The following is a 15,835-nucleotide window of genomic DNA, read 5'->3' as shown; positions in this document are numbered from 1 at the left end:
CTGGGTGGACCTCTGCCCCCCGGATGGCTTCTCGTCGGCACAGGGTGGTTTCGGCTCGGCACCGGATGGCTTCGCATCGGCACCGGACGGTTTTGGCTCGGCACTCCGCCGACGACCAGGGCGACGACCGTGTTGCGGTCGATGGAGACCGGCGGGAGCGAGCGCCGTACGGGCAGCGGGTCGGCCGGGGTGTGGGTGTGTGCAGGCGGCGGGGTCGGGTTGTCGGGGTACTTGGGCAGGAACACGGCGAACCCTTTCTCATCTACTCGTCTAGTTATGTGAGCCGTTTACGACACCCACGCCGGAGCGCGTGCCGGACTCGATGGCGGGGGCGAGGAAGGTGTGCGAGAGCCAGAAGCCGAACAGGGCGATCAGGACGACGATCCAGGTGCGGACGCCGAGGAACTTGACCGCTCCCCAGGCGAAGAAGCCGAGGACGACGACGAGCGGCAGGCTGACGGTCACGGGGTGGGACTCCCTTTCAGCGGACGGGGCAGCGGTGGGTGTGCGCGGCCAGCTCGGCGGCGGCGCGGCTGTCGTAGTCGGCGGACGTGTTGCAGCGCGGGGCGGTGCAGGCGGCGGTGTGCTTCTCGCGGCCCCGGTCGTCGTAGGACGTGGCGACCTGGACGGGGCCGATGCGGATGACGTTGCGGAAGCGGCGGTTGGCGGGCATCTTCAGTCCTCCTCTCGGCGGTTCGGTGCGGGGAATTCGGCGAGGGTGCGGGCAGCTTGGGCAGGGTCCGAGGTCCGGTCGGCGGCTTCCTCGGCGAGGAGCCGGGCAAGTGCCCACCGGCTGCTGCGGGCCATCTCTCGGGCCGCGTCGAGGTAGTCGGCGGCGGTGTTGAAGGTGAGGGGCACGGGTCAACTTCCTGTCGGTGTGAGGTGGGCGGCGATGGCTTCGGCCATGGGCGCGGGGACGCCGAGTCGGGCGCGGAGGGTAGGGGTGTCGATGGGGGTGCCGGTTCGGGTGCGGTGCTCGGCGGCGACCTTGCGGGCGTGCTCGATCAGGGCGGCAGGGACCGCCACGGCAGGGCGGTTGGGTGGTGCCTCGATGGCGGCCGGTTGCGCAGGCATCTCGGGCGAGGGTTCGGGCGCGTCCTCCTGGACGTCTGCGGCCTCAACGTCGTTGGTTGCTGCGGGTGTTGTGGTGTGGGCGAGGAGAGTTCCGCCGAGGAAGGCGACGGCGGGCCATCCCGCGACGAGGATCCGCAGCCAGGCGGGGACGTCGCCGAGGTCGAGCAGGCCGGCGGTGGCGACGTTCGCGCCCAGGGACGCGGTGAGTGCGATGACGAACCAGCACCAGCCGGAGGCCTTTGCGTCTCCGGTCCGCAGTCGGCGCCAGGCGGCGACGAGCAGCAGGTCGACGCTGATCGGGTAGGCCCACGCTTTCCACCCGTCTTGTCCGGCCGCTGAAGCGATGTCGTGCAGGTGGGCGAAGGAGAGAGCGGCGGCGATGAGGGCTTGGACGAGTACCGCGTCGACGCGGGCCAGCTGGGCGCGCATGATGCGGCTCCTTCCGGGTTCGGGCATGGGAGAGGTAGGGACGTGGCGCGAGGCGGTCATGCCAAACCGAGGCAGGGGAAGGTCAGTTGGTGGCCGGGCGCGGCTGGACGTTGGGGCCCGGGGCCTTGACCGGTTGCGCGGGTGCGTACGGCTGGAAGCGCTTGAGTGTGGGCAGGTCGGGCACCAAGTGCGCGGAGTCGCGGCAGATCTCTGCGGCGTCGCCGAGTGAGAGGTAGGAGGTGCGGATGCGGGACCAGCCGCCGGAGGTGTCGCCCGCGACGGCCAAGCCGGGGCGTTCGGGAGCGATGGCGCAGGCCGCGCCGACAGCTTCGGGAGCGATGTCGCCGAGTGCCATCTTGGCGGAGGCTTCGTCGTTGACGCGGTGGCAGACGCGGCCGGTGAGCTGGGCGCGGAGCATGGTGGCGCCCTTGCCGAGTTCGGCGCCGAAGCGCTGTCCGCAGACTTCGAGATAGATGCCGGCCGCACGGCCGAGTTGGGCGAGCCGGATGAGCTGGGTAACCATCTCGTCGCGCCGTTCCTCGTCCTTGCGGGTGGCGACGAGGAAGAGTTCGGCCACCTCGTCCACGAACAGCACGATCGGGACCGGGCGTTCACTCTCGGGCAGACCCCAGATGTCTGAAGTGATCTCCTCCTCAGGGGTGTTGGGGGCGATGCCCTGCCGGGCCTTGATCAGGTCGTAGCGGTCCTCCATTTCGTCGATGAGCGCGGGCAGCAGGTCTGCGGCCTGGTCCGGGTCGGTGGCCAGGGCCGAGAGACGGGCGGCGAACGGGGACAGTTCCACGCCTCGCTTGCAGTCGATGCCGACCAGGGCGACCGGCTGACGGGCGAGTCCGGCGACCAGGTGGCGCAGGTACATGGACTTGCCCGACAGGGTTGCGCCGAGGGTGAGTTGGTGCGGGACGGTGCGGTAGTCCCGTACGAACGGAGTGGCGTCCTCCCGCAGGGCGACCGGCACTTTGAGGAGGCCGGACGGGAGCTTGCGGGTGCGGGGCATGCGGACCCGGCGCAGCACGTCGTAGCCAACGAGACGGAGTTCGACGACACCGGGCTTGACGGTGGTGACGTAGACAGCGTGAACTCCCCAGGCGTGGCGCAGCCGTTCGGCGGAGGCGGCGACGTCGGCGGGTTCCTGGCCTGGGGCGAGCCGCAGACGTATCCGCAGCCCGGTCGAGGTGGGTCGGATGATGCCCCGGCGGGGCGGTACGGGCCGGACCTCACGGCGGGTGGTTGCTTTGACGGCGAGGACGCGCAGCCGGGACGGGGCGACGGTCAGACCGCAGGCCTCCATGACCGAGCCGTACGAGCTGAGCAGGCGGGTCGTGGATACAGGCAGGCCGATCGTGGACCAGTACGCGGCCGGGTGCTTGGCCCGGGTGTAGGCGGCCCCGCCACCGAGTGCGGCGAGGGGACCACCTACCTCCAGGAGCGTCGTCAGGTCGGTCATCAGGCGACAGCCTCGGCGACGGCCGGGAACGCGGCCGGGGTGATGGCGGCGGCCCGGAAGGCGATGCCGTGACGCTGCTGCCCGTTGAACACGCTCTCCCAGGGACGGGCGACGAGCCCCGGGAGCGAGACCGGGGCGCCGAGCGCGAGGCCCTCGGAGACACCGCCCTCGGGGACGGTGACCTTGATGAGGGACGACTCGCCCTCCTCGATGTAGACGACGCCGAGCGTCATCAGCGCCTCACCGCTGACGGCGTCCTTGGCGATCTCGCCGGTCTGACGGTCGCGGACCTTTGGCTCAGGGGCCTCGGTCAGCAGGATCGTCGCGGCGGTGGTTTCAACACGGATGGTACGCAAGGAAGTTTCCCTATCTACTCGTCTATACATGTTGCGATCCGAGAATCCGATCTCCGGGTTCGTGCGGACCACCCTGCCACACAACTTGCCCACTCGTCTATACGAGTATGCATGTTGGGGTGTACGAGTTCGGGAAGCGTCCCCCGCGCACCACCGCCAGTCATGCGATCAGGTTGCCGGGAGCTGGTACGACAGCACGTAGGCGTCCGCCGCCATGACCGTGTCGCAGACCTCAACAGCCCGCCCTTCGGTGTCGTACGCGGTGCGGATGAGGTGAATCACGGGCACGCCGGAGGCCAGCCGGAGCGTCTTGACCTCGGTGGGCGAGGGCATCCGGGCGCGGATCTCTTCCTCGAAGTGGTCGAGGTGGTGGCCGAGTTCTTCGAGGCGGGCGTAGATGCCGCCGGGGCCCGGGTTGGGTTCGGCGATCTGCGTGCCGCGGGCGATGTCGAGGGGGAGGTAGGAGGTGGCGAACTCGACCGGCTTTCCGTCCAGCAGATACCGGCGCCGGCGGGCGAGCACGCGCCGTACGGAACCGAGCCGGGTGGAGATGTCCTGGCTGGCCTTCTCCTCCTTGACCTCCAGGCTGTCGACCTGGGGGTGACTGCCGGCGGCGTCGGCTTCGACGATGAACGCGGACTTGCCCTGCTCGCGGTGGCGGCGGGCGAAGCGGTCGGAGGCGAGACGCCGCACGGGCGGGCGGGGCCGGACGAAGACGCCCTTGCCGTGCTCGGCGTGCACCAGGCCTTCGCCCTGGAGGACGGAGAAGGAGTTACGGACGGTCATCCGGGAAACCCCGTAGTGCTCGACCAGGTCAGCTTCAGAGGGCAGCTTTTCGCCCTCCTTGAACCGCCCACGGTCGATGGCCTCGCGCAGTTGGTCGGCGATCTGCCGGAAGACCGCACGATCACTCGTGGGGTCGAGATCGCCGAGCAGGCCGGAACGGAGAGGGCTCACGTTGAGTACTCCTTTAGGTATCTAGACGAGTGGGCGAGTGTTGTTGCTACGGTGGAGAGCCTAGCCAGCCGGGAGGGCCGAGGAACGTGAGCACTGACCGTCCGCACTCCGTGAGCGTCGCCGGAGTCATCGTCGACGACCACGGCCGCGCCCTCCTGATCAAGCGCCGGGACAACGGCAAGTGGGAACCTCCGGGTGGCGTCGTTGAACGAGACGAAACCCTCACCGAGGCCCTTCAGCGTGAAGTCCTCGAAGAGACCGGCATCAAGATCGCACTTCCCGCGACCCTCACCGGTGTCTACAAGAACATGACCGGGCTGATCGTCTCCCTGGTCTTCCGCTGCCAGGCCGCCGACGGCACACCCACCACCGGGGACGAGACCCGCGCACTGCGCTGGGCCACCCGCGAAGAAGTATCCGAACTCGCCGACGAGGCGTACGCGATCCGCGTCCTGGACGCACTCGACGCGGCGTCTCCGCCGGCTATCCGCGCCCACGACGGCGTGAAACTCGTCTAGCCCGAACCCGCTGCACATGGCGGCCTACCAGCACGAAGGAACTTGTATGCACGAGTATACGAGCACTGCGCGGGTCTGGGGACTCACTTGCCCAGGATTCCCGGAAGAGGTCAGCAGGGCGCGGCGCTGGACGCGGGACATCCTGCGCGGGTCGCCGTTGGCCGAGGACGCGGAACTGATCGTGAGCGAGTTGAGCGCGAACGCGATCCTGCACACGGCGAGTGGGCGGGAGGCCGGCAGTTTCCATCTGGCGCTTGCGGTGTCGTCGCAGGTGGTCGCTCTGTCGGTGACGGATGGCGGGGGCGCCGGTACGGCTCCGAAGGCCGAGCACCAGGACCAGGAGGCGGAACACGGCCGGGGGCTGGGGATGGTCAGCGCGATCGCGCACCGGGTCGTGGTCCACGACAGCGACGGCGGTCACACCGTCACCGCGGAACTCTTCACGGACGTACGACGAGGAGGGCACCCGTGCTGAGGATCACGACCAGGAGCGGGTTCTGGTGCGAGTGCTGGACGGAAGGAGTGGACGAGCAGTTGCCGCCGACCCTGTTCGGCTCCTGCGACGCGTACTCGGAGCGCGAGGCGGACAGTTGGGTATCGACGATCCTCCGCACCATCTCACCGGCCCTCGACACAGACGCTTCTCAAGAAGCGTGGGAGCGGCTCTACGACCACCGCATCGACACGAGACGAGCCCTCTTGCGCAGGGAACCGTGGGCGGTGTCCGTCACCCACATCAACACACGGATCACATGGACAGTCCGGCCCGCACTCTTCCTGCCGATGGCACACCGTCAAGGTGCCGAACTCCCAGCGTGCTCGCACGACTTCAAGCCTCACGGGACCCACGCGACCGATATCGAGTCTCAGTCGATGCTTGACGGTTCGACGTCAGGTGAGGCGTGACGCTTGCCCTAGACCTGGTGCGTTACGGTCCTGCCATGTCGGACCGGTTTCCTGAGATCACCTCCGTCGAGGAGTTCATTCGTCTGCGCCTGAGCGAGGATCCAGCGGAGAGGGACCGCTCGGCGTGGGCGGCTATGCCGATGCCGGCCTGGGATGAGTTGGTGCGTGAGCACCCGGACATGCGGTTCTGGGCCGCCCACAACCGCAGTTGCCCGCCGGAAGTCCTCGCCGAACTGATCAAGGACGACGACTGGCGCGTTCGCGGCAGGGTGGCGAGCCGCCGCAACTGCCCGGCCGAACTGCTGGAGAAGCTAGCTAACGATCCCCACGATGCCGTCCGCAACACTGTCGCCACCCATCAGCACTCCTCGCGCAGTACGGTGCTCCGCCTGACGGACGACCCCTGGGCCGTGATCGCCGAAGCAGCCCGGACCCGCATCGCCAACTGGCCCCAGACAGCTCCGAATGAGACGGACACAGACAAGCCGATCACGGCCACCGTCAACTATCAGCTGGGACCGAACCATCAAGCATCACCCGGGATCGGACAGCCCCACGCGACCGACTGAGTTACAACTTTCTCTACTGGTTCAAGGCGGCTCGCTCCGCTCCCCGCACGCGGCCCGACCCCCGGCCGGGCCTGCGCTCCTGTCTCCGCCCCGCTCCAGCCCGGCCGGCGCCCGTGCCGCGCTCATGGCAGTCAGTCACATGACGCCAGAGAAAGGGTTCGTCGCAGCTGAGGCCGTCGACTCCACGGACCACCTTGATCATGTACCGACTTCCATAGAACTCCTCCTGGCTTGACGGTCACTCAAAGCAGCACTGGAGAGACGCAGGCCAAAGCGCAGCTGGTCGCACCTGGGGCCGAGCAATGAGCATTCACTCTCGCGTCAAAGGCGGACACAAGGGTGAACAGAAGTAACAGCTTCACTACTATGGGTGACACATGTCACACTTCCCCGTCGACAGTGAGGCACTATGCACCTACTCTCGTTCTCACGTGGACAGGTGTCTGCGCTGGAAGCGGGGGGCATGACTCATAAGCCGGGCGTGATGACAGGCACGGATACTGAGGAGGCTGCAGTGGCAGGATTGCCGAACTTCGACCAGCCGCCAGTGGTGGAAGTGGCCTGTGGCGTGAAGTTTCGCAAGGTCCCAGAACTAAACGGAATCCGGCTAGCTCCTTTGTATGATCTGTGGAAGTCAGACCTTCCCGTGATCGAGGAGCAAGCCACGCTTCCGTCGACCGAAGCGGCATCCGGGAGTTCGGGACCAACTATTCGCATCGACTTCCCCTCACTGCGCGAAATTCGCTATTGGTTCCTTAGCGAGGACGCGAAGGATCTCGTACAGCTTCAGCCCGATCGCCTAATTGTCAATTGGCGTGGGCAAGGTGACGGAGTAGATTACCCTCGCTTCGGGTACATACTGAAGACTCTGACCCAACGAGCCACCGAACTCTCAAGCTTTGTCGAAGAGCACTTCCGAACAAAGCTCGAATTTCTACACGTCGAGCTGAGCTACATCAATTCATTGCACACAGACGGAACCAGCCGGTGGGACCTGGGAGACATTTTCCACACATGGCCAGACTTCGCCACCCACCATCTTGGCCGGCCCGAAAATTCGCAGATAGCATTTGATTTCCCGATCGAATCGGCCTCTACGGGGAGAGATTTCTTCCTGCGAGTATCGATTGAGCCTGGAGTTATAGGGAATGGAACACCTGGGACCTTCCTCACGATGACAGCCCAGGGTAAGCCAGCAGAGACCTCAATTGAAGGCGTTGTTGATTCGATCAAGGAAGCGCACGATCATCTAGTGAGGAGCTTCGCGGAAATCACGACTGAGGCCGCTCATGAACGCTGGGGGAAACGCTCATGACTGTTATGGAAGTCGAAGCTATGAGCCCGGTGGTAACGGGTCTCACCACCAAGAGATCGACGCCGGCCAACATTCCGGGGGAGAGCGTCACAAGCCGTCGCAGTCCACGGCCCAAGGTAGGTCCCTCGGTCACCATTGCTGTCCAAGAAGAAGGATCCGGAATTCCCGACCTGCGCGCGGCGGTCGATAAGATCAATAAGCTCCTCGCCCTACCTCAGGGTTGGGATGGGTTTCGCGCGGAGCGGGTTACTGTAGATGCAGCCATTTCAATGCTGCATGTCCTTCTCGCTGTGATGGATCGCGGAAGCCTGCCGCCACAATTTTTCCCGCTGCCTGATGGCGGTCTGCAAGCCGATTGGCACGTAAGTGGAAGCTCCGTTGAGATTGAGGTCTCAGGCGACGGCCAATCAGGCTGCGCTTTGGCGGATGGAGACACAGAGGTCGAATCGGAGTTCACATTCCCACTGCTACGGGATCAGCTCGCCGAATTCCGCAAAATCCTGTCTGCTTTTTCTGCTCAAGCAAGAAACTTTGCCTCTAGGTGAGCAGCGATTTATCGGGGGTGGGGATGGACGGCGAGCAAGAGATCCCTGATGGCGATCTGCTCTGGCGCTGGGTGAGTACCGAGAATCCCAGAATGATGCGTTACGACAGTGTGACCAACGAGGTGCTCGGACCATCTAGTGCGGCTTTCAAGCCGCATGATGACGGAACTTCTGTATATATCAGGAGGATCCTCGACGAGTGCGGCGTAGGGCCGACTGGAATATCCGACGACCCTCAGAATTCTGTCTGGGAGTTAGAAACCAAGAGCATTCGCGATCAAGAACTCGATGTCGTTCCGGATGCGTGGCCTCAGGATATCCCAAGCCCGGAACACCCGCGAAATGCCGGTCATGCACTCATTGTGGGTTGGGAGATGCTGGGGCGGAAGCAGATAGACAAGAAGGCGCAAGCGCTATCCCGTGCAGCCTCCTGCGTCTATCATCCAGCAGAACGGCCATCGTGAAAGCGTTTATGCCTGCGGGTGTCATTTTTCCGGAAACGGAAGCGTGGCGGAGCTATTCGTATCAACTCCTACTGCCGGACACGAAGCTGGATCAGGCACGTGCCTGATCCAGCGGGGAACCATAGGGAACGGCAGTTCATCGGGGAACGGTCAAGCCAGACACCGAAACCGGTCCGCCGCAGGTCAGAGCAGGAATCAACCTCCAGAGCACCTAGTTTCCCAAGCCGAGGGCTCAGGCACCGTCGTTACGAGGCGGCCGTCTCGACTTGCTCTGATCGACGGCACCGGCAACGTGGCTGAGGTTGGTGGGGGCGCGGCGAGGCATACGCGTGCCCGATCTGTCGGCGCGCCCGCCGTCGTGGCTGGCTGTCGTCGGCTGAAGCACAGACGAACCGATATTCAGCTCTGAGCGGATGTCATCTGTCGCCCACCTGCGGCCAGCGCGACCGAGTCTCGGCCGTCGACAAGATGGCCTTCGACGCGCATCACGAGGCCGGGCGGCTCTCCTGATCCCATGACCACGGCGACTACGGCCGCTGCTGCGGTCTTCCTCTACGTTACGGCCGCACCACAAGCGCACCAGATCGGGCGGGGAACAGCGGGGAATCACGGGGAAGGAGCACCGGACTGAAGAGGCCGTCACACGGCCGTTCACGCAGGTCAACGCTCCAAGTAGCCGCAAATACCCGCAGCTTCCCAAGCTAAGAGTCAGCTCCAGGAGTTGACCCCGCAGGATCTCTCATACCTCGGCTGCGCCATCGCGCATGCGGCGCGGAAGCAACCGCCAGTCCTCCATCGCGCCCTGCACCAGTCGCTGTAGGCGTTCCTTGCCTTCGACCTTGAGCACATCTCGCAGGCAGGCGCAGCCGGCCAGATCCCTGTTGCCAACGATGCAGATGTAGATGCCTGCGATCTGTAAGCCCCGCGCCGCTGCCGTGAGTTTCGCGTCGATAGGCAGCGGAATCCTCCGGGCCAGCTCTTGGGCAAAGACCCGCTCGATCCGGGGGCGCCCCAACAGACCGAAGAGGCCGCCGGCTGCGCGGCCAACGACTTCGTGCAACCTGTCTTTGCCCTTGAGGATGCCGCGCGCCAACTCGGCGAGATCATCACAGCCTGTACGGCGATGGCGCTTGACAAGTGTTTTCCACGTCTCGTCCGAGACGTAGTCGGACGCCCGCTCGGCGATGACTGCGGTGCTGCCATTTTCGATGACGTCAAGGCACAGTCGTGCGGCTTGCTCCGCCCTCTGCTGATCTCGGGTGGCTGGTGTCGTGCGAGGCTGGGGACGTTGTTGAGGCCGAGCGGCGGCCCTGGGTGTGGTCGACTGCCGCGGTGATCGGCGCGAGGGTTGGGCCCGCTTCGCAGGTTGCTTACGGGGCGTGGGAACGCGTCCAGCCGGCCGACCGCGATGGCGGTGACACCGCAGGTCTGGCCCAGTCACTCGGTTCTTGCACAACGTCCCGTCGTCGGTCTGCGCACGGCACCGATACACCATGCCGGAAGTGTGAGGACATGCCAAGAAGCCGGACAAGCATGCCTATTTGGCCAGCAAGGCCTACGCGCCCCCTCGGGCCCACCACTCCAACGAGGTGGTAAGGATCGCGCACGGCCGTCTCATTTCCCGTCTCATTCAGGCCCACTCACGGGCGTTCAGGGGAGACCTGAAGCCGTCCGTTCGTGGGCGGCCAGCCGCCCACGAACCCAGGTGAACGCCCCCGCATCCACCCCAGCACCCCACCACCACAGTTGGAAAGCGTGTCGGCCTGAGGCGCCGTCTCGGAGTGGCAAAGCGTTAGCAGCTTGTCTTTGGGCCCCAGCGGTCCGGCCCCACTCCGCGCCAGTAGATCCACGGCAACTCCGCCGCCTACGTCTGACCGACGCCAAGCAGGATTTAGCGGGTGTGCGAGGCGCTATCCCAAGGAGCCTCAGCGGATATCGCCCACAGCCCTTCGAAGAATTCCGAACATTCCCGAACCATATACTGCGCTTGCGCTGTACCATCCCTGACATCCCACCCTTGCCTGCCGGAAATGATCGGATCACGCAAAATTCGATCAGGCCGACCGTAAGGGAATCCCACTTCGCGAGTCACATCGTAAAACCCGAAGAAGACGGCATTGTCGCCAATTAGGCATATTTTGAAGATAGGCGCTCCGGGATGGACGCGAAATTCAACAGATACCTCTATTGCCGTATCCTCTCGCAGGAGCCGAGCAAATGAAGATAAGAGGCCTGCATACTCCTTGGTCTTGTTCGTGACATATTCGCGAAATTCCGGATCGTCAGACGTTGTGCCATCTCTATTCAATCTGGAAGGTACTCGCATCGGACCGGACAGATCCGGCGTTATTACTCTGAACGTAACCACACGAACACGCCTCGGGGAGCTATGTAGCTGCATCAGGACACCACGCATTTCGTCAAAGATTGACTCTCCCGTGTATCCCATGAAGCGAACATCAACAGCGCGACCAGCCATGGCTTCGCCGATTAATTCTGCACGCGAAGTTGGATTCGCGAATCGAGATGACTCACGCCCATCAGGCACCCCATCAGCCAGCGCTTTAATTGCATCATACAGAATATACGCAACTAGACTAAGAAGCCCTGCGGCCACGAAGGTATTTTCCGCCAATGCGTCACCGACAGGCTTGACGAATTGAGCTATCAAGCCGAGAAGGGAAATACCTAACAGCACACAACGCACGGCGACTGGTTCAACGCTATTTCGAAGATATTGAAAGATTCCTCGAACTCGTGCAGCAGCTCCAGCCATACCGTCCCCCGTCTCCCCGCAAGCCAGGCACTCAGGCGATTGCAGCCCTCTATACCCTTCCAGCAACATCGGTAGTCCTTGACTGCGGAAGATCTTGAGATACACGCAGGAACGCTCTGAGAGTTGGAGATGGGCAAGATCTAAGCAGCTTCCGCGCACTGTCGCCCGGACTGCACCTGGATCTCACTTGGGCAGCCCCAGCCTTCAAACAAGACAGGCACGACTACCGCGCGGTGAGCATCGTGCCCCGGCCCGCTTGAAATGGTTGTGTCCAGGGAAGTGGTGTACAGGCTCCGCCTGATCCGGGGGTTTGCTGCGGCATCGGGATGGTGCGCGGTCGACTCTGGCAGGTCATCTGCTGGCCATCGACGAAGCCCGACCGTCGGTTAGGTCCCGGACAATCCTCCGGTCCGCCCCCCAGACAGGCCGGGGATGCAACCATTCCCTTCAGAGCTGGAACCCCCGGAAGCCGACCGCGCGCTTGAGACCCTAAAGGTTGGCGCTGACAACGGCCTTGTACGTGATTGGCCGTTGAGCGGTGAGTGTCTAACTGCGTGACAACGCCGACGAACACCGGCGGACGAGTGCGAACGTCGGCGGACCATCAGCACATGTAGGAAGCACCCCAGCCCAAGGCAGCGCCCCCGCCCAAGTTGCTTCGGGACGAAGAGGTCGTGGGTTCAAGCCGCACCACATCGACAGCAGCCGAGGCCCGGATACAAGAGGTCAAGCCCTACGGGCGGAAGGCGGAAGTGCGCGAGGCATCGTCGCGGAGCAACCTGGTGGTGGGGATAGCTGTGAGGAGGCTCCGATGGCGTATCACGAGGAACGCCCCTGGCACGAGACGCACCGAACCCATCGAGCCCGGCCCAGAGCCGCGCTCGGTGGGGTATTCGCGTTGGGAATCACGATCACGTTGGCCCTGATCGAGCTTCGGGCAGCAGTGATCTTCGTAGGTCTGGCCGTCGTCACCACCTTGGTCTTGCTGATAGGCAAGTAGGTAGAAAATCGCAGCCGAGAAGGGTAACGATGCCTAGTCCGTGCCAGACGCGTGCCAGATCGTGCGGGGAGCCACGGGGAACAGCAGGGAACAAGTCTGCGACCGCCCGTGCGGCGTCCCAGGTACACCGCAGCTCAGAGCAGCTACCGCCTCCAGAAAACCCGAGCTTCCCAAGCTCAGTGTGCGGACGGCGCTGACGCAGACCATGCCTTCCGATACGGTCCCGAGCCATGGCGGATGGCAAGAGCGTGCCGGAGAAGGTGGCGTGGATCCTGGTCCTGGACGACCGGGTGTTGGTGACGCGCAGTCACGGCAGAGATCGCTTCTACCTTCCGGGCGGTCATCGTGAGCCGGGCGAGTCCGACAGCGAGACCCTGGTGCGGGAGATCGACGAGGAACTGCGGGCGGCGATCGACCCCGGTTCCATGGTGCACTTCGGCACGTTCGAGATCGGCGAGGGCCATCCGGATCACGACCCCTTCCGGATGATCTGCTACACCGCCGACCACCACGGTGAGCTGACCCCGTCGAGCGAGATCGCCGAGAAGGCGTGGTTCCGCTACGCCGACCGGAACCGCGTCTCCGCCGTCGACGAGATGGCCTTCGACGCGCTGCACGAGGCCGGACGGCTTCCCTGATCCCGTGACCGCGGACTCTACCGTCGCTGCTGCGGCCTTCTTCTACGTCACGGCCGCGCAGCAACCGCACCAGATCGGGCTGGGAACAGCGGGGAATCACAGGGAAAGAGCACCGGACCGAAGAGGCCGACACACACCCGTTCACACAGGTCAACGCTCCAAGTAGCCCCAAATGCCTACAGCTTCCCAAGCTGAAGGTTGGCAACGACTGCACCGTACGGCCAGATCACGACCTCGTACGATCAGCCGTCATGGCAGACACCGGCGGAGAACTCGGTTGGCTGGAGCAGTGGTATCAAGCCCAGTGTGACGGCGATTGGGAGCACGAATGGGGCGTTCGCATCGCGACGCTCGACAACCCGGGCTGGACAGTGCACATCGACCTTGAGGAGACGACGCTCTCCGGCCGGCCCTATGTGAGAGCGGACATCCAACGCAGCCACTCCGACTGGGTGATGGCGAAGGTGTCGGACGACGTCTTTCACGCATCCTGTGGCCCCCTCAACCTCAGCGAAGCACTCCGCCTCTTCCGCGAATGGGCCACGTCAGTCAGCCAGGAGCTCTAGCCGCCCGACCAGCGCGGGCAGGGGCGGCCCGTCTCAATTTCCGTCTCATTCACCCCCGTTCACGACCGTTCAGGCGAGACCCACAACCCTCCCGGCACCGACGACCGACCGCCCATGAACCCAGGTGAACGCCCCCGCACACACCCCTCCGTCCAACCACCACAGTTGGAAAGCGTGTTGGGGGCAACCCCTCACGAGTTCGAATCTCGTATCCTCCGCCAGTGCCTCACCGGGCACGATGTCGAAGGGCCCCGCTGTTCGCAGCGGGGCCCTTCGTCGTTGCCCGACTCGGTTTTCGTCTCGGTTGGAAGTCGGAACGCCCCGAAACACCGACCGCATGAACGATGCCTTCACCGCCCTCAAGTTGGCGGCGGGCGCCGATCTCGTGGCCGTGGCGCTGGAAGCCGGTGTCATCAGCGTCGAGCAGGGGAAGCAGATAGAGGCCGTATGGGCCGACCACTTGCAGGGCTGACGAGGGCGAGCTTCTGGGGATCAGGGCATCGTGTTCTCAGCCGCCGACTCTCGTGCCACTGATCCTGATCCGTCGACCTCACGCCCTTCTGGAGCTCTCGTGGCCATCGTGAAGCACCCCTACGACGCGGAGTTCCATCGCGCGGGCACAGTGGGAAGGGAGGGCGGCTGTTCGTGGCATGGCCGGGTGGACTGTTCGGAACGACCGACCAGCAGCTACGAGACGCCCATCGGAAGGATGGCCGCGTGCCCTCGCGCCGAGCAGCAGATCGAGGAACTGTATGGCGCCCCCGATGGCTCTTGAGCAATCGCGTCGCCGAGGTCGGTGGCGGAAGAGAGCCGTCCTTGGCCGACCGGCTCGGTTTCTGTCTCGTTCGCTCACCGCCGTTCGCGGGCGTGCCAGCCGTCCCGCTCGTCACCGCGCCGAATTCCACCAAGGCGACACATCCACCGGCGGCTCATCCACGAAGGGCGTCCCCCCGCCGATCTGCCGAGTTCGGGTGCCCTTGGGATCGTCCGGGTCGTAAGCGGGCCAGCCTGGATCGCCATCCGCGAGGAACCCCCTCCACGCGCCGATGAGCGTGTCGCGGGCTGTGCGGTGTTCCGGGGTGTCGATGTCCAGGAGGGCGAGTTGGTCGAAAGCGTAGAAGCGTTCGCAGCCGTGGAAGGCGCCGTAGTGGGGGCCCAGGGGTTCGGCGGAGAAGAGGTAGGTGTGGGCCGGGCCGCCTGCCTTCGTCTGGAGTTCGGCCAGGTGGGTTGCGCGGCGGCGGTAGACGGCGTCGGAGAGGAACTGGCTTCGTAGGTCGGACAGTTCGCTGGATTCGGCGCTGGACCGGTCCGGCGGTTGGTGGCTGCGGTACGCCTCCAGCAGGGCGCGCGGGTGTTGTACGCCCGCCAGTTCCATCTCGGCCAGGAGCGCCGGTTCGTCCGCCGGGTGGTGGTAGTGCTCGCTGGCGTAGAGGTACTGGAAGGTGCGGAACTCGTCCCGGTTGGCGCCGATCAGGAGGGGGATGTGGGTCGCCGCGCCCGCGGCGATGGTCTGCGCGGGGTCCTCGGTGATGACCGTTCCGTCGTGTACGAGGCCCCAGGCTCGGCCGCCGGGGAGGTTGCGGGCGCCGAAGTCCTGGTCGATCACCGTGTGTTGGGCCTCGATGATGCGGGACAGTGGGGCGGCCTGGAGTTCGGTCATCGTCTTGGCGCCGACCTGTGTCATCAGGTCTTCCGTGATGGAGGCGGAGATGTCGGGTGGGTAGAGGCGGCCGATGCTGCCGCTGTGGAGGATCGCCTTGTGGAAGGTGCCCCGGGCGGCCGGGTGGGTCAGCAGGGCGCCGATCGAGAAGGCGCCCGCCGAGTGGCCGGCGACGGTGATGTTGGCCGGGTCGCCGCCGAACGCGGCGATGTTGTCGTGGATCCAGTGCAGTGCGGCGGTCTGGTCCTGGAGGCCCAGGTTGGCGCTCTCCCGCCACTCGTTCGCGTCGGGGCCTGCCGGGTGCAGCCAACCCAGCGCGCCTACACGGTAGTTGGGGGCCACCACCACCGCGCCGGTCAGGCGGGAGAGCGCGGCGCCGTCCGTCGTCGGCGGGGAAGCCGTGCCCAGTTCGAAGCCACCGCCGTAGATCCAGACCAACACCGGTCGCCTGCCGCCGAGTTCGGGCGTCCATACGTTCAGGTACAGGCAGTCCTCGGACGTCTCCCAGCCGCCGGGGCCGTCCGCGCCGCGTTGTGCGGGGCCGGCAGGGTATGCCGATGCCTCGCGTACGCCCTCCCAAGGGGTGGGGAGTTGGGG

The 15,835-nt window shown here is 65.0% G+C and carries 20 protein-coding genes and 1 pseudogene; 10 read left to right on the top strand and 11 right to left on the bottom strand.

Features of this window, described 5'->3' with window-relative positions; all coding sequences use genetic code 11:
* Positions 1 to 101: 101 nt before the first annotated feature.
* From ACNFOC_RS36960 to ACNFOC_RS36925, 8 genes and pseudogenes are all read right to left on the bottom strand, one after another.
* Positions 102 to 245, bottom strand: a pseudogene (locus ACNFOC_RS36960) (SpdD protein); the annotation flags it as partial.
* Positions 246 to 270: 25 nt separating this feature from the next.
* Complete coding sequence (locus ACNFOC_RS36955) at positions 271 to 465, bottom strand: hypothetical protein (protein WP_266770641.1); 195 nt, start codon at positions 463 to 465, stop codon at positions 271 to 273.
* 16 nt (positions 466 to 481) lie between these two features.
* The gene (locus ACNFOC_RS36950) at positions 482 to 673 is read right to left on the bottom strand and encodes a mobile element transfer protein (RefSeq protein ID WP_416963398.1); all 192 of its coding nucleotides are present in this window, start codon (positions 671 to 673) and stop codon (positions 482 to 484) included.
* A gap of 2 nt (positions 674 to 675) precedes the next feature.
* Positions 676 to 858 (bottom strand): hypothetical protein, encoded by a 183-nt coding sequence (locus ACNFOC_RS36945; RefSeq protein WP_416963397.1) that lies wholly within the window; start codon positions 856 to 858, stop codon positions 676 to 678.
* 3 nt (positions 859 to 861) lie between these two features.
* Positions 862 to 1,503: a DUF2637 domain-containing protein gene (locus tag ACNFOC_RS36940; protein WP_416963396.1), complete on the bottom strand. Its 642-nt coding sequence runs from the start codon at positions 1,501 to 1,503 to the stop codon at positions 862 to 864.
* A gap of 82 nt (positions 1,504 to 1,585) precedes the next feature.
* Positions 1,586 to 2,968 (bottom strand): FtsK/SpoIIIE domain-containing protein, encoded by a 1,383-nt coding sequence (locus ACNFOC_RS36935; protein ID WP_416963395.1) that lies wholly within the window; start codon positions 2,966 to 2,968, stop codon positions 1,586 to 1,588.
* Complete coding sequence (locus ACNFOC_RS36930; RefSeq protein ID WP_416963394.1) at positions 2,968 to 3,324, bottom strand: SCO3933 family regulatory protein; 357 nt, start codon at positions 3,322 to 3,324, stop codon at positions 2,968 to 2,970. The genes ACNFOC_RS36935 and ACNFOC_RS36930 overlap by 1 nt, the downstream gene beginning before the upstream one ends.
* Before the next feature lie 168 nt (positions 3,325 to 3,492).
* Entirely contained in the window at positions 3,493 to 4,281 is a 789-nt protein-coding gene (locus tag ACNFOC_RS36925) for a GntR family transcriptional regulator (protein ID WP_200689245.1), read from the bottom strand.
* Positions 4,282 to 4,391: 110 nt separating this feature from the next.
* Here ACNFOC_RS36925 and ACNFOC_RS36920 point away from each other — a divergent pair, with 110 nt between their 5' ends.
* The 7 genes from ACNFOC_RS36920 (at position 4,392) to ACNFOC_RS36890 (ending at position 8,598) form a co-directional block, all read left to right on the top strand.
* On the top strand, positions 4,392 to 4,799 hold the full coding sequence (locus tag ACNFOC_RS36920; protein WP_416963399.1) for an NUDIX hydrolase: 408 nt from the start codon (positions 4,392 to 4,394) through the stop codon (positions 4,797 to 4,799).
* Positions 4,800 to 4,845: 46 nt separating this feature from the next.
* Positions 4,846 to 5,274: an ATP-binding protein gene (locus ACNFOC_RS36915; protein ID WP_317771125.1), complete on the top strand. Its 429-nt coding sequence runs from the start codon at positions 4,846 to 4,848 to the stop codon at positions 5,272 to 5,274.
* Entirely contained in the window at positions 5,268 to 5,705 is a 438-nt protein-coding gene (locus ACNFOC_RS36910; protein ID WP_416963393.1) for a hypothetical protein, read from the top strand. Before ACNFOC_RS36915 ends, ACNFOC_RS36910 begins: the two co-directional genes overlap by 7 nt.
* A 35-nt stretch (positions 5,706 to 5,740) precedes the next feature.
* Positions 5,741 to 6,274 carry a hypothetical protein gene (locus ACNFOC_RS36905; RefSeq protein ID WP_363094892.1) on the top strand — a complete coding sequence of 178 codons (534 nt, stop codon included), beginning with the start codon at positions 5,741 to 5,743 and terminating at the stop codon, positions 6,272 to 6,274.
* A gap of 439 nt (positions 6,275 to 6,713) precedes the next feature.
* Positions 6,714 to 7,589 (top strand): TIGR04255 family protein, encoded by an 876-nt coding sequence (locus tag ACNFOC_RS36900; protein ID WP_416963392.1) that lies wholly within the window; start codon positions 6,714 to 6,716, stop codon positions 7,587 to 7,589.
* Positions 7,586 to 8,134, top strand: coding sequence for a hypothetical protein (locus tag ACNFOC_RS36895; RefSeq protein ID WP_416963391.1), 549 nt, complete (start codon positions 7,586 to 7,588; stop codon positions 8,132 to 8,134). The genes ACNFOC_RS36900 and ACNFOC_RS36895 overlap by 4 nt, the downstream gene beginning before the upstream one ends.
* A gap of 23 nt (positions 8,135 to 8,157) precedes the next feature.
* Positions 8,158 to 8,598, top strand: coding sequence for a hypothetical protein (locus ACNFOC_RS36890; protein WP_416963390.1), 441 nt, complete (start codon positions 8,158 to 8,160; stop codon positions 8,596 to 8,598).
* 739 nt (positions 8,599 to 9,337) lie between these two features.
* On the opposite strand, the gene ACNFOC_RS36885 is transcribed toward ACNFOC_RS36890, so the two are convergent.
* Together ACNFOC_RS36885 and ACNFOC_RS36880 are read right to left on the bottom strand one after the other, a co-directional pair.
* Positions 9,338 to 9,691: a hypothetical protein gene (locus ACNFOC_RS36885; protein WP_416963389.1), complete on the bottom strand. Its 354-nt coding sequence runs from the start codon at positions 9,689 to 9,691 to the stop codon at positions 9,338 to 9,340.
* Positions 9,692 to 10,489: 798 nt separating this feature from the next.
* Complete coding sequence (locus ACNFOC_RS36880) at positions 10,490 to 11,479, bottom strand: hypothetical protein (RefSeq protein WP_416963388.1); 990 nt, start codon at positions 11,477 to 11,479, stop codon at positions 10,490 to 10,492.
* A gap of 1,125 nt (positions 11,480 to 12,604) precedes the next feature.
* Between ACNFOC_RS36880 and ACNFOC_RS36875 the strand changes: the two genes are divergently transcribed.
* The 3 genes from ACNFOC_RS36875 (at position 12,605) to ACNFOC_RS36865 (ending at position 14,050) form a co-directional block, all read left to right on the top strand.
* Positions 12,605 to 13,012 (top strand): NUDIX hydrolase, encoded by a 408-nt coding sequence (locus ACNFOC_RS36875; RefSeq protein ID WP_363094887.1) that lies wholly within the window; start codon positions 12,605 to 12,607, stop codon positions 13,010 to 13,012.
* Positions 13,013 to 13,263: 251 nt separating this feature from the next.
* Entirely contained in the window at positions 13,264 to 13,578 is a 315-nt protein-coding gene (locus ACNFOC_RS36870; protein WP_416963387.1) for an immunity 53 family protein, read from the top strand.
* A gap of 337 nt (positions 13,579 to 13,915) precedes the next feature.
* Positions 13,916 to 14,050 carry a hypothetical protein gene (locus ACNFOC_RS36865; RefSeq protein WP_416963386.1) on the top strand — a complete coding sequence of 45 codons (135 nt, stop codon included), beginning with the start codon at positions 13,916 to 13,918 and terminating at the stop codon, positions 14,048 to 14,050.
* A 414-nt stretch (positions 14,051 to 14,464) separates the two neighbouring features.
* Here ACNFOC_RS36865 and ACNFOC_RS36860 read toward each other — a convergent pair.
* A partial coding sequence (locus ACNFOC_RS36860; protein ID WP_416963385.1) for a carboxylesterase/lipase family protein occupies positions 14,465 to 15,835 on the bottom strand: 1,371 nt, incomplete at its 5' end.

Source organism: Streptomyces colwelliae, from assembly GCF_048158785.1.
Lineage (GTDB): Bacteria > Actinomycetota > Actinomycetes > Streptomycetales > Streptomycetaceae > Streptomyces.
This window is presented reverse-complemented; position numbering and strand designations above follow the sequence as displayed.

Coding starts and splice junctions, on each gene's coding strand:
- ACNFOC_RS36905 (WP_363094892.1), top strand. CDS start 5,741: ATGTCGGACCGGTTTCCTGAGATCACCTCCGTCGAGGAGTTCATTCGT.
- ACNFOC_RS36875 (WP_363094887.1), top strand. CDS start 12,605: ATGGCGGATGGCAAGAGCGTGCCGGAGAAGGTGGCGTGGATCCTGGTC.
- ACNFOC_RS36950 (WP_416963398.1), bottom strand. CDS start 673: ATGCCCGCCAACCGCCGCTTCCGCAACGTCATCCGCATCGGCCCCGTC.
- ACNFOC_RS36890 (WP_416963390.1), top strand. CDS start 8,158: ATGGACGGCGAGCAAGAGATCCCTGATGGCGATCTGCTCTGGCGCTGG.
- ACNFOC_RS36895 (WP_416963391.1), top strand. CDS start 7,586: ATGACTGTTATGGAAGTCGAAGCTATGAGCCCGGTGGTAACGGGTCTC.
- ACNFOC_RS36865 (WP_416963386.1), top strand. CDS start 13,916: ATGAACGATGCCTTCACCGCCCTCAAGTTGGCGGCGGGCGCCGATCTC.
- ACNFOC_RS36870 (WP_416963387.1), top strand. CDS start 13,264: ATGGCAGACACCGGCGGAGAACTCGGTTGGCTGGAGCAGTGGTATCAA.
- ACNFOC_RS36940 (WP_416963396.1), bottom strand. CDS start 1,503: ATGCGCGCCCAGCTGGCCCGCGTCGACGCGGTACTCGTCCAAGCCCTC.
- ACNFOC_RS36935 (WP_416963395.1), bottom strand. CDS start 2,968: ATGACCGACCTGACGACGCTCCTGGAGGTAGGTGGTCCCCTCGCCGCA.
- ACNFOC_RS36915 (WP_317771125.1), top strand. CDS start 4,846: ATGCACGAGTATACGAGCACTGCGCGGGTCTGGGGACTCACTTGCCCA.